This is a genomic window from Paenibacillus sp. PL91 (assembly GCF_012935325.2).
In the GTDB taxonomy this organism is placed as follows: Bacteria; Bacillota; Bacilli; order Paenibacillales; family Paenibacillaceae; genus Pristimantibacillus.
The window spans coordinates 104725-117415 of record NZ_JABBYG020000008.1 but is presented as its reverse complement, the minus strand read 5'-3'; the positions used below and the strand labels follow the sequence as shown (position 1 = coordinate 117415).

Genomic DNA, 12691 nt, shown 5'->3' with positions numbered 1-12691 from the left:
GGCCCAACATCCCCTTCAACGGATTTAGCAGTTATTGCAGCAAAAACAACTGCGCAAAATAGAGCTGATGGACAGCTCTATTTGCACAATTGGCGTACAAGGTTATGTATGAAAATTCAGCTGCTGAACGTGAATGCTTCTTTATTCCGCAGCCTTTTCAAAATGCTCCTGACAGAACGCCAGCACCATCTTCTCTTCGTCCTCTTCAAGCTCAAAATCGATATACTTATTGGAGGAAGTCGTCAAAAACTCATACTTCGCGATTCGGGCTGATTCCTCTTCGATCACATAAATGACGCGAAGCGTTACACCTTCCTCGTGGTAAAGCTCATCATCGTCGGCAACGTCTAGATCGAGTATAAATTCATATCTCTTTCCTGTCAAAATGCCAAACGGGTCCTTCATTATTTCAGCGCTGTATTCGGTAACTGCAAACATATCATCCGCTCCTTCTCTATCTATTATAGCAAAATAAAAGCAGCCTGAAACTTGTTGGACAAGCTCCAGACTGCTATTTGTTGATGAACGGCAGCAGCCGCCCACTTTCCTACAGGTTGCTAAGCGTTTCTGTAAGAACAGGAACGATTTGCGATTTGCGGGAAACAACGCCCTTCAATACCGCTTTGTTGTCGGACAATGTTACGTTGTATGCTTTCTCAACAGCATGCGCTTGAGCGCCTAGCGCAAGGGCAACGGAATCGTTGTTCAAAATATCCGTAACGACTAGCACGAACAGGTCAAGGCCTTTAGTTGCGATGATGTCATTCAATGCCGCTTCCAGCTCTGCTTGGCGGGAAATAACATCGTTTGTGTCAACCGCGTTTACTTGTGCGATTTCTACTTTGTAGCTGCCCATTGCGAATTCCTTCGCGTCAAGGGAGATGAGCTGCGCAATCGTTTTGTCGCTTAGATCCGCGCCAGCTTTAAGCATGTCCAGACCGTAGCTTTCTGCGTCAACGCCAGCGATTGCGGCAAGCTCGCGAGCTGCTGCTACGTCTTGCTCTGTGCAAGTTGGCGATTTGAACAGCAAGGAATCGGAAATGATGGCAGACAGCATAAGGCCAGCAATTTCTTTGCGAATTTCAACGCCGTTCTCTTTGTACAATTTATTCAAAATCGTCGCTGTGCAGCCTACAGGCTCAGCGCGGAAATATAGCGGGTGGCTCGTCTCGAAATTAGCGATACGGTGGTGATCGATAACTTCCAATACGCGTACTCTATCGATATCGTTAGCGCTTTGTTGACGCTCGTTATGGTCGACCAAGATGACTGTGTCCGTCTCGTCAGCAACGTTCTCGATAAGGCGAGGGGCTGCAATTCCGAAATAATCAAGCGCGTACTGCGTTTCGCCGTTAACGTCTCCAAGGCGAATTGCCTCAACGTCAGCACCTAGCTTTGTTTTCAGCTCAGCGTAAGCAATAGCTGATGTAATCGTGTCGGTATCCGGGTTTTTATGCCCGAAAATAAGCGTTTTAGTCATTTCGAGTACTCCTTAAAAGTTATTTGCCTTCAGGGCCCAAGCAGTCGCTGGTGACCCAAGACCTTTTTTGAAGATTATACACCAACCGTCAACGGCTGTCGCCTTCGCAGGCAACTTATGCTCGCTCGCGGTGGCAGTCCACTTAAAACCATTATAACTTTAAGTGTTCTTTATTCCTATACCTTTACACTGAATTAAATCATAAAATTTGTGAATAATGAATTAGCTATACGATAAGGTGCTTGTACAGAGAGGCAAAAAAAAGCCTCTAAGCATATGCCTAGAGAGCTTTTAAAACTCAACTGTTCATTTGACCGCCGAACGGTTTACCCTTTGAAAGCTTTCAAAAACTGTACCGCTTTGCTAATATCACCCTCTGGGTTTGTTCCAACCTCACGCTCGATTGTCAAATAGCCGTTATAGCCGATTTCTTGGAGCGCGCGCAGGTATGCAGGCCAGTCCACGCCGCCTTCCCCAAGCGGTACCTCGCGGAATGCCGAGCCGGATTCGGCCATGATCGCAATTTTCTCATGGTCGAGCGTAACCTCGTAGCCATAATCGCCATAAACGTCGCGCGGATCGATATGGCCGAGCTTAACGCCATCCTTCGCATGAGTATGGACGATATAATCCTTCAGCGTATGTACGCCTAGAACCGGATCATCCCCCGTCACCATTACCATATTGGCTGGGTCGAAGTTGACCGCTACCCCTTTGGTGCCGAGGCTGTCCAGAAAGGACTTCAGGTGAGCGGACGTTTCTGGGCCTGTCTCGATGGCAAAATATGCATTCACATCGTTTGCGAAACGGGCCAGCTCTTCACAGGCCGTATGCATCGTCTCGTATACTCGGCTGTTTTTGTCGCTCGGCACGATGCCGATATGAGTCGTAATGATGTTTGTCCCAAGCTCCAAGCCCAGCTCCATAATTCGCTTGGACTTATCGATCTTCGCACGGTTTTGCTCTGGATCCTGAAAGCCGTGGCCGCCCAAATCGCCAACCAAGGCGGAAACATCGAGGCCAAGGCCTTCAATATAGGACTTCCATTCTTTTCTCGCAGCAATAGTAAGACCAGCAGGGTCAAGCTCGCCATGAACGGCATACATTTGAACGCCATCTGCGCCGACCTGCTTCGCTTTGAGCAAGCCTTCCTTCACCCCAACCTGAAAGCTATCCACGATGACGCCGATTTTGTTCGTTATAATAGGCAATGTCATATCAGGCACGCTCCTCTTGTTATAGTTCGTTCCATACACGCTTTACGAATTCAAAGCCGAGTCTCGTTCCAAGGCGGCAATCTTCCAAGCCTTCAAACTCGATGGAAATATAATCATCATAACCGCTTTCCTTCACTGTGCGCAGCACTTGCTTCATCGGGATGTCGCCATGCCCGACGATTGCGCCGCGCAGCCAGTTGCCGCTCGTCGATTTAAACCAGCCTTCGCCAAGATTTTCGGTAGATGCGCGATAATAGAAATCTTTAACATGCACCATGGATGCGAGGCCAATATTATTGCTGACCGCAGCAACAGGATTCTCGTCTACGCACAGAAAGTTGCCTACATCCAGCGTCGTTTTGAAGTTCGGACGGTCTACCACATCAACTAACGCCTGCACGCGATCGCTATGCTGAATGTAATAGCCGTGATTTTCAACGCTTGTCGTTATGCCGTGCGGCGCTGCATAGTCAGCGATGATTTGGCACGCCTTCGCCAGCTTCGGCAGCTCCAGTAGAAAATTAGAGATCGATAGATCCTTCGACGAAGCTACATCATGACGCATCTTCTTCACGCCGAGCGCTGCCGCGATGTCTACCTCATGCTTCAGCCGAGCAAGCTCCTGCTCGAATTGCTCCTCGTTCAAGCCGGAGAAGTTGGCACCTACCGCATAATTGGACAGCTCGATTCCGCTCTCCTTCGCTTGCTTCTTGATGGCTTCGATAAGCTCCGGGTTTTCGGTAAGATTAAAGCCGAGCGGCACGATTTCCGCATGCTCAGCGCCAATGGATGCCATATAGATGATAACATCCTGTATCGTCATTTCGCCTGTTCTCAGCGCTTGGTATAAGCTGTACGTACTAATCCCTAATTTCATAGTCGAACTTCCGCTCCTTTTGCAGCCGATTCATAAATGCCGACCAAAATTTTCATCATTTCCACGCCGTCTTCAACCGGGCTGATCGGCTGTGTTCCGTTTGAAACGCAATCGATAAAGTGATTGATCTCATTTTGGAATGCACCGACAAAATCAAAGCCTTTATTGTCCGTCTGCGGATAAATATTCAAAATCGTATCGTTTTGCTCCGTAACAATGACGGTTTCCGGATCGATCTCAAAGCCGCCTTTTTCACCGTAGAGCTTCACAGCCGTTTCATTCGATTTTGCATGCAGCGTAAAGCTGACATCTACGAGCAGCGAAGCACCATTCTCGAAGCGGATGAGTGCGTTTGCCATATCTTCCACTGTATTTTTAGCAGCATCGTAATCCGCCGCTTGATAAAAGCTTAAATTTTTCACATTCGAGCGGTTGCCCAGCTTGTGGTACGTGTTGGCGCTAACCGATACCGGCTTTGGCCGTCCCATCATGTACCAGCACAGATCAATGACATGAACGCCGATATCGATCAGCGGCCCGCCGCCGGAGCGCTCGATGTCGGAGAACCATCCGCCCGGGTTGCCGAGACGTCTAAGCGTCGATGCTTTGGCAAAATAAATCTCGCCGAATTCGCCTCTGTCCGCCATTGCGCGCAGCAGCTGCGCATTCGTATCATAGCGGCGAACGAAGCCAACCTGCAGCAGCTTGCCCGATTTATTTACAGCCTCTTGAACAAGAAGCGCATCCTCAACAGTGCGGCAAAGCGGCTTCTCGACAAGCACGTGCTTGCCCGCATTAAGGGCAGCGATGCTGATCTCAGCATGCGTGTTGTTCCATGTACAGATGCTTACTGCTTCAATTACGGGATCGGCAAGCAGCTCTCGATAATCCGTATAGATTTTCTCGGCGCCATATTTTTCCGCCGCTGCCCGTGCGCGCTCCTCGTTCAGATCGCATACCGCGTAAATGTTCGCATTCGGGTTTTTCTTATATGAATCTAAATGGGATGATGAGATAGAGCCGTTTCCAATAACAGCGATTTGTACCGGTTTCATTGCTAATCTCTCCTTTGTCATAGTAAGGTTTTGCACGTCTACACTTTCGTATTATAATGGTTTCAACGCTTAACGCCATGCAAAGCTGTGCGGTTTGTTTGTACAATCGTGCTATCCTGATCAGGAGGTGAATGAATGTGGAAAAATTCGAAACGCTGCGCGAGCCTATGGACATGCCTGATCCTCATTTTCCGATCAAGCTGCACCGCAACGCCTTTGATGAACAAGGAGTCGTTATCTTCCCCCATCACTTTCACGAGCATCTTGAATTTCTATATATCGTTACCGGCCAAGCCTCGATCGAATGCGGATCTACGACGATTACAGCCTCCGCTGGCGATCTTGTCGTCGTCAACAGCAATGAGCTGCACTATGGCATCAGCCTTTCATCTAATTTGTACTACTATGCGCTCATTGCGGACATCTCACTGCTGCATAGCCAATCGGTAGATGCCGCCGAAACCAAGTTCATCACGCCGATAACGCAAAACCGGCTGCTGCTGCAAAATCATGTTGGCGACAACAGCAGGGTATCCTCCTGCATGCTTGCGATCATCCATGAGCTTGAGCAGCGCGAGTTCGGTTATGAGCTTGCGATTAAGTCGGAGCTGTACCGTCTGCTGACGCTGCTGCTTCGCGGCCATGTCGCTACCGTGCTTACCCAGGACGAATATGCAGAGCGAATGAAAAATATCGAGCGCTTTGCGCCCGTCTTCCAGCATATCGAGAAGCGCTACAAGGATGAACTGTCTGTCGATATGCTCGCGAATATGGCAAGCCTGAGCCGCTTCCATTTTAGTCGATTGTTCAAGGAGCTTAGCGGCCATACGGTGACCGAATACATCACGATGACCCGCCTCGGCAAAGCCGATTATTTGCTGCGCCACAGTCCGCTCACCGTTTCAGAGGTTGCAGCCGCCACAGGGTTCAACGACATCTACTACTTTAGCCGGACGTTCAAGAAGCACAAAAAAGTTTCCCCGTCATCGCTCCGAGGAAACCAGTAATTGTGCTATTGCCTGCCGTTTTATTTTCGTCCGAAGTCGGCTTTAATTTCGCCCCATTCCTCGGTATTCCATTTCAATACCTTATTGGAATAGGTATGAGTTTGAAGCCACTTCACCGCCTCGTCCGTCAGCTCCCAAATTTTTGCGGTGGAAGCATCCCGCTTTAAAGTCGAGGCTACCTTCTTATTGCGAAGCCAGCTGAGCGCCGTTTTCGAATCGCTGTAAACTGTTTTCCCGCTCCCCTTCTCCTTCAAGTACGAAAGGGCATGGACGATCGCAATAAACTCGCCCAAGTTATTCGTTCCGTTAGCGATCGGGCCGACATAAAACAAAATTTCTCCGGTCTGCGTGTCTACACCCTTGTATTCAACAGGTCCGGGATTGCCTCTAGTGCCCACGTCAACGGATATGCTGTCATAATCGATTGAAGCTTCCTCGCCAAACAGCACCGGCTGCTTGACGCTTGTACTTGTCTTGGCGGCTGCTGCCGAGCTTTTCCCTTGTCCCCAATGGTTGCGCCAGCCGTCCTTGAAAGCTGCTTCAGCGAGCGGCTTGCTCTCGAAAGCTTTAAACTTCGCATCCTGCACGCCGCTAACCTGCGCTTGGCATTCGGGCCAAGTTGCGAACACACCCGTTTTTTTACCTACCCAAACGACATAATATTTGCCCTTAGCCATGCTTCAAATTACCACCTTTGTTATCAATGAAATAAGAGCCTATTTGAGGCTATTCGTCAGCACTTTACCGAATACGCCTTCAAAATAAGCCTTCAAATCCACTTTGATCGGCATAAAATAAATATGGCTGTCCATTTGCCTCGTATAAGCTAGCGCTTTTTTCGAGAATTCAACGTTCCATTCCAGCGTAGGCTCAAAATCCTTAGGGAACACGACATCATTTCTAGTTTCCCAATACCGCTTGGAGGACTCCGCTACGACGGGAGAAACGCCCCAAAAAATGTCCGAGCCCGCAAGCATCTCGGAGTACAGCTCCATAAAACGAAGGTCGAAGAAAGGCTGCGTAAAGAAGCCATCGACCCCGGCGTTCAGCTTTTGCTGCACATATTCATATTCCTTGCGGATGCTATTCCGATAGGGATCTATGGCAGAATAGATTTTTAAATGAGGATGCTCTCGCTTCAGCTTCGTAATGAAATCGATGCAGGTGGTCGGATAAACCGGCTGGCTGTTATTTTTTGGCGCATCTCCCGTAACAACAAGAATTTCTGATAGATGATGCACATCTAAATATTCAATTAACGAAAAGGGTTCTCCTGCGTCAAAATCCATAGAGCGTATATGAGGTATGCAATTCTGATAATAGCTTTTGGAAAGGCTTGCGGCTTCCCAGCTTCTAAGCTCAAATCTCGTCAAATCGGGAATGTTGATCGTATTGATGGACGGGAATTCGGTCTTCACGCATTGAAGCTCTGCTCTTAGCCCATCTGAATCTCTTGGGACAAGCTCTAACGAAATTCTCACTGCATAGTCTCCTTGCTATTTCATTTATATAGACACCAATCCAGACTTATCTCCATCATACGCTAATGTATAGTAATACATCATATCGAATGTAAATTCAAATTTCCAATCAATTTAATAGATGTTCTCTATCATAATTACTTATAAAACATAGAAAGCCGGAAGCCCTTGTTCGGACTCCCAGCCTCAGCTCCGTATCTATAGTCATCCCATAGTAAAATTCGTATGGTCGATTCTGGTGTGCACTTCGATGACAAACTTAGCTTGTGGATAAATATTTTCCCAATCCCCTTTCATTTTTATCCAAAATTTAGGCTGCTTGCGATGTATCATTTCCCCTACCCCAAGCAAATCAACTTTATTTTTCTTGGAAAATTGGATGAAGCGATTGATTTCATTGGCGATATTTTGATTGAGCTCTTTCTCCCAGCCTACTATTGCTTCAGTATCAACCTTCATATCCGCGCATTGTACACCCGTTAAATTCAAATCCGCATAGACATTTATAGTTATTTCCGGTTTGAGCTGCGCATTGGCTTTCGCTTGAATTGCGCTGCGGCTGTTAATGTTCTCGAAGACAAGCGCCTGCTTAGGCCCGCAAGCTATCGCTTCACTCGAACCGGTCAAAAGGCCAGAAGCACGAAGGTAGCCCTTCGTTTCCGGCGCATGCATAAAGCCGACAAGGCGTGCTCCTCTAAAAGCAAAAAGCCCCTTCGTCTGAAGCAGCTTCAGCTTCTTGTCGACCTGATCCTTTGCAATCTCTATAGCCGGTATGTTGATGTCTTTATAACGGTTAATCAACCCCTGATAAACGTCAAGAAGCGTCGTCGGGTGGGTTAAAGCCGTCGCTTCTCCTCCCTCGGACAACCCCCTTAGCGCCTGTGAGGAAATAGTAACGTTCGGCATAGACACTTTCAACACTTCGTCGGCTTTGCCTTCTATTGCATATATCAACGTGGAATTGCGGAATTGCCTTAACCGCCGCATATCCTCAAACTGCTTATCTATGCCTTGCCTGGCGAGGTCGGCACTAAATATGATCGCCGATGTATGCCCCCAAAGAAGCGTGCGGTCTGATTTCGCTCTCATGAGGCGTGCTGCCTCGAACAAGCTTCTGCCTTCAGAGGTTAGAAAGAACGTTTTCTCCTGCATCCCTCTCGGCTGCTGTCCGCCAGTCGTCAGCTTGGCGATCTCTGCTGTTAATCTAATATTTCCATTCTTCCCCTTATCCATGGCAACAGTATGGACAATATGGAGCTCATTCAGCTCCATGCTTCCTTTGCATCCGGTCATGATGAAGCAAGCGCCAATCATCGCAGCAGCCAGCCATTTTGTTGCACTCATCGCGATTTACCAGAGAACCGCCTGTTATGGATTGACCGAAACAGGCTGGGCCGTTTATTGTTCATCGTGTGGGGACGGCGCACAATAACATCCGTCAACTCATCGAAACGAAATGGCGCAGCTGGCCCTAGGTACGGAACACCAAAGGAGCGAAGTGAAGCGAGATACGTCAATAGCATAATGATCCCTACCATAATTCCGACATAACCAAGCAGGGAAGCAAGCACCGTCATTCCGAACTGAAGCATGCGAATGACGTAGTTAATCGCGGTAGGTGGCAGCGTAAACGTGCAAATGCCCGTTAAGGCTGCGACGATAACCATAATCGGCGAGACGATTCCGGCTGCTACGGCTGCTTGTCCCAATATGAGTGCCCCTACAATGCTGACGGCTTGTCCGACCTGCTTGGGCATGCGAATGCCCGCTTCGCGCATAATTTCGAAAGCAATCATCATCATGAAGCTTTCCATCACGGCCGGGAAAGGAACCGGCTCTTTCGCCGATGCTATGCTTTGAAGCAGGGTCGTCGGAACCAGCTCATGATGAAACGTAACCGTAGCCACATAAAAAGCTGGAAGCAGCAGCCCAAGCATTCCGCTAAAGAAACGAATTAAGCGCATGACAGAACCGATATAGTAATTCCAAGCGTAGTCCTCGCTCACTTGAAACCCTTGTAAAAAAACGAATGGCAGCAGCAGTACAAAAGGCGTTCCTTGCACAAGGACCGCTATTCTTCCGTCAAGCAGCGCGCCGATTACCCGATCCGGCCTCTCCGTCGACTCAATTAACGGAAATAATGAACCGCGGTCGTCGGTAATCCATTCCTCTATATAGTTGCCCTCAAGTATGACATCAGCGGGTATTTCACTGATTCTGAGATGAACCTCCTGCAAAATGTCCGGATTCGTAATTCCGCCTACAGAGAGAATAATGATGTTCGTTTTGCTTAAGCGGCCTACCTTGCGATATTCAACCTTTAAGCTGGGCGCAGAAAAATGATAACGGACCAAGGCAAGATTGTTGGATAAGGATTCCGTAAATCCGCTTCTTGCTCCTTTCACTACCGCTTCGGTGACCGGTTCATCTACACTTCGCAGCTGAACGCCAAGCGTGTCGATGGCTACTCCATATTCATCTGTATCAAAAAGCAGCACCGACATGCCTGACGCAAGGCAGTCCGCTGCATCCTCGATCGTCGTTACTTTTTCATCTAAACGGAAAGCAGCCAGCAAATTTTTGTCTTCTTTATATTGAACAAGCATAAGATCAAGCTTTCTCGTATCGGTCATTCCAGATAGATAACACACCGTTACGGATTTGCTTTGGTCGAAGTCAGAATGAACCATAACCAGATCATCCGTAAATTGCATGTATTCCTGAAGCAATCGCTTGTTGTCGGATACATTGCCCGAGAGCTTTGTTTTGCTCGTCTCCATAGCATTCACCTGCTTTTAGCCATATTCTCTTTAATCCATGCGATGAACAGCAGCCCAGCTGGAATGAACAACTGGAATAAAACAAAATACCAAGCATGATCATCATAGAAAGCAGATAGTTCGATTAGCCCCCATACCTTGAACCGGGAGATGATGACAAAACCGATAGCCATCGGAATAATGAACCACCTAGGCTGGCGGAGCCGCAGCAAATGTGAAAGGCCGTGAAGCGCAGACCAAAAGTATACGGTAATTTTGATAAATGAGCTCATCACCCAAACGACTATGAGAGCGGCATCAAAGCGTTCAATATTGCGGAACAGCTTTATATTTTGAATGAGACTTATGCTTGGATAGGTAAAGCTGGCCGTCGTTTGACCGCCAAACAGCATCGTACAGGAGAGAACAGACATCAACAGCAGCAAGAAGGTTATGCCAACTGCGCCCATTGCATATGCAGTCGTGTGCTTCGTCTTCCGAACATGCTGAATCATCATCGAAATAAACATCAAATCCCCAAACCAAGACATGGAGAGCATGAGCCCTTTCAAAGGCTGAATGAGACCGTCTTCTAATACGGGAAGCAGATATTCAGGGTGATATTGATTGATCAGCAACAGATAGATAGCCAAAAAAGTAGTTACCGTAACAAACAATATGATTTCCGATACGCGTGCAAATACTTCTAGGCCATGATAAACCGCATATGCGCACATGATGGCGCCAGCAGCCAAATACCAGAACTGTGGAATGACAGGATTTAACGCAATAATAAAGAACTGGGCAAATTCGCGTAAAATCCACGACGATAAATCTAAGAAGAAGAAAATGAATAAAAATGCCAGACCCTTTCCAAGCCAAGGGCCTAGCAGGTGCGTACAGATAGAGATGAGATTTTTATTCGGGTAAAGCTGATTTAATTTCAAGAAAATGAATAAATTTAAAAGTCCCATTATTCCCCCCGTCACTACTAAGTACCAGGAGTTTCGTTCCGCATAATGGGCAAAGGTAGCGGGAGCGTACAGGCTTGAGGTTCCGATCGTAGAAATGACGATTAAGGACATCATTTGAAAATTGCTAATCGTGATACGGCGTTCCATAACGAACCTCCTTTACCGATCCATTCATTATGCGCAGCAATTGGCAATCTATGCATGGCATAAACCAATAGCAGGCAAGGAACAATAGCTCAGGAGGTGATATTCCGACTTGAAAGCTTATATAATCGCATCTATTATTTCGGGTATTTGGCTGGTTGTCGTATACGTTTTTTTGTCAGACTACTATTGGTATCAATTAATAGCGGTCAAAACATGGGGGTTTTTAATTGTGAATGCCATTACGTTATTCCCGATACTTCTATGTATGTATATTGCAGATCGGCTTCAGCCTAGCATGAAGCAGGGTCAGCCTCAGTAAAGCTCAACTAGATGTTCGATGAAGGGTTATTAAGCACTTCTATATTCAGCCCTTCGCCGCTATACGAAAGCAAAGGTGAAATCTCTATTTCTCGTTGCTTCAGCATGTCCAGCCGTATGCCCGCAGCATGTAGCCATCGCATATGCTGTGCGAGCACGAGTTGGCGCGCGCTATGCGGACTATCGTCTCCAGCCTTGTTTTTTACGGGAGCAAATTCGTCTTCACGGCTTGCTCTGAGCACGGTCAATTGATCCGCATACGGAAAAAAATCAAAAATAAACCGTTCCAGCTTATACGCATTCGGCACATCACGCATGACCTTATTTCCTAAATAATCCAGCTTTTTGGAGGCTATATGCAAAGGAACATCTGCATCTGCATACTCTTCAATGAAAGCTAGTTTAAATAAATGAATCGAAATATGGCCTAAGCTATAAAACAGCCGTCCATCGTTCGTTCTCGCTTCGTTTATATGATCTGGAATTTCGTTATATTCCAAAACAGCCGGACGTCCGTGATTTAAGCAGACGATACCGATCTTCTCGCCAGCATCCGACTTCTCGATCACCTTCGTCGCAATGGGATGGTTATGCGAGGCGGCTACGCCGATAAAAGCAGGGTCAGCCACTTTAATAAGCGCATTATCTACGTTGTAGTAAAATAGCCAGCTTAAGCCCCTTTGCTTCATGTCGGCGATTGCGCCGGACCGCTTTAAGGAAGCGAAGCATTCCCCGTGACCGCTCGGCACTTCCTTAATGGCGCCATCTGCCGTTAACAACAGCTTGCCTTCAAGATCAAGCGCAGGCAGCGTATTTTGCTGGAAGAAAAAGCAGTCTAATGCCGAATAGCCGAAGTACTGATGCTTTTGAAAAAAGGATACGGTTGCATCATGATTGTCTGGGCTTGTCATGATATACCACGGGATGAGCCTGCCGGCACTGCCAGATAGATTGAGCAGCCGTTCTGCTTGAAGCTGAAATAAGGATTTGCCGGATGGCAGGCATATATCAAGCGTGCCTTTAGGCCCCTCGTGGCCTAATCTGCTGCCTTGGCCCCCCGCGACGACGATGGCACCAATTTTTCCTTTTCGCAGAAGCTCCCAGCCGATCTCAGTAAAAGCATGCTTCTCCTGCTCTTCATAGCAGTCCCAATCCTCATACGGGATCGGCGTTACGCTAGCTATATCAGGCTTCTTGGACTGGTTATGCTCGTCCAGCGCTTTGAACAGCCGCTCGAAATCGATTCGGTCTATTTGTTTAATAAGCTTCTGCTGTGCCGGTTTGGGCAAATCCTTAAGCATCTTTAGGACATGCTCCTGCTTATAGGCGCGAAGCTTCGCTTCGGCCAGTCGAATGCTGGTTTCCATTTACTTCCT

13 protein-coding genes are annotated in these 12691 nt (G+C 47.6%); 2 read left to right on the top strand and 11 right to left on the bottom strand.

The window, feature by feature from the left end:
* Positions 1–141: 141 nt before the first annotated feature.
* The 5 genes from HI950_RS19225 to HI950_RS19205 form a co-directional block, all read right to left on the bottom strand.
* Entirely contained in the window at positions 142–438 is a 297-nt protein-coding gene (locus HI950_RS19225) for a DUF6509 family protein (protein WP_169090947.1), read from the bottom strand.
* Between the two features lie 109 nt (positions 439–547).
* The gene (locus HI950_RS19220; RefSeq protein WP_169090945.1) at positions 548–1480 is read right to left on the bottom strand and encodes a manganese-dependent inorganic pyrophosphatase; all 933 of its coding nucleotides are present in this window, start codon (positions 1478–1480) and stop codon (positions 548–550) included.
* Positions 1481–1806: 326 nt separating this feature from the next.
* Complete coding sequence (locus tag HI950_RS19215; RefSeq protein ID WP_169090943.1) at positions 1807–2697, bottom strand: sugar phosphate isomerase/epimerase family protein; 891 nt, start codon at positions 2695–2697, stop codon at positions 1807–1809.
* Between the two features lie 19 nt (positions 2698–2716).
* Entirely contained in the window at positions 2717–3574 is an 858-nt protein-coding gene (locus HI950_RS19210; RefSeq protein WP_169090941.1) for a sugar phosphate isomerase/epimerase family protein, read from the bottom strand.
* Positions 3571–4629 carry a Gfo/Idh/MocA family protein gene (locus HI950_RS19205; protein WP_169090939.1) on the bottom strand — a complete coding sequence of 353 codons (1059 nt, stop codon included), beginning with the start codon at positions 4627–4629 and terminating at the stop codon, positions 3571–3573. Before HI950_RS19205 ends, HI950_RS19210 begins: the two co-directional genes overlap by 4 nt.
* A 137-nt stretch (positions 4630–4766) precedes the next feature.
* Between HI950_RS19205 and HI950_RS19200 the strand changes: the two genes are divergently transcribed.
* Positions 4767–5636: a helix-turn-helix domain-containing protein gene (locus HI950_RS19200; protein ID WP_317618407.1), complete on the top strand. Its 870-nt coding sequence runs from the start codon at positions 4767–4769 to the stop codon at positions 5634–5636.
* 20 nt (positions 5637–5656) lie between these two features.
* Here the strand turns inward: HI950_RS19200 and rnhA are convergent, their stop codons facing one another.
* The 5 genes from rnhA to HI950_RS19175 all read right to left on the bottom strand — a co-directional run bounded on the left by rnhA (position 5657) and on the right by HI950_RS19175 (position 10997).
* Positions 5657–6313: a ribonuclease H gene (gene rnhA / locus HI950_RS19195; protein WP_169090934.1), complete on the bottom strand. Its 657-nt coding sequence runs from the start codon at positions 6311–6313 to the stop codon at positions 5657–5659.
* A 39-nt stretch (positions 6314–6352) separates the two neighbouring features.
* Positions 6353–7117 carry a methylenetetrahydrofolate reductase gene (locus tag HI950_RS19190; RefSeq protein WP_169090932.1) on the bottom strand — a complete coding sequence of 255 codons (765 nt, stop codon included), beginning with the start codon at positions 7115–7117 and terminating at the stop codon, positions 6353–6355.
* 204 nt (positions 7118–7321) lie between these two features.
* Positions 7322–8461 (bottom strand): Ger(x)C family spore germination protein, encoded by a 1140-nt coding sequence (locus HI950_RS19185; protein WP_169090931.1) that lies wholly within the window; start codon positions 8459–8461, stop codon positions 7322–7324.
* Entirely contained in the window at positions 8458–9897 is a 1440-nt protein-coding gene (locus HI950_RS19180) for a spore germination protein (RefSeq protein ID WP_169090929.1), read from the bottom strand. Before HI950_RS19180 ends, HI950_RS19185 begins: the two co-directional genes overlap by 4 nt.
* 5 nt (positions 9898–9902) lie before the next feature.
* Entirely contained in the window at positions 9903–10997 is a 1095-nt protein-coding gene (locus tag HI950_RS19175) for a GerAB/ArcD/ProY family transporter (RefSeq protein ID WP_169090927.1), read from the bottom strand.
* Between the two features lie 109 nt (positions 10998–11106).
* Between HI950_RS19175 and HI950_RS19170 the strand changes: the two genes are divergently transcribed.
* Positions 11107–11316 (top strand): hypothetical protein, encoded by a 210-nt coding sequence (locus HI950_RS19170; protein WP_169090925.1) that lies wholly within the window; start codon positions 11107–11109, stop codon positions 11314–11316.
* Between the two features lie 7 nt (positions 11317–11323).
* Here the strand turns inward: HI950_RS19170 and HI950_RS19165 are convergent, their stop codons facing one another.
* A complete protein-coding gene (locus tag HI950_RS19165; RefSeq protein WP_169090923.1) occupies positions 11324–12682 on the bottom strand; it encodes a UTP--glucose-1-phosphate uridylyltransferase in 1359 nt (452 codons plus the stop codon).
* Positions 12683–12691 lie beyond the last annotated feature (9 nt).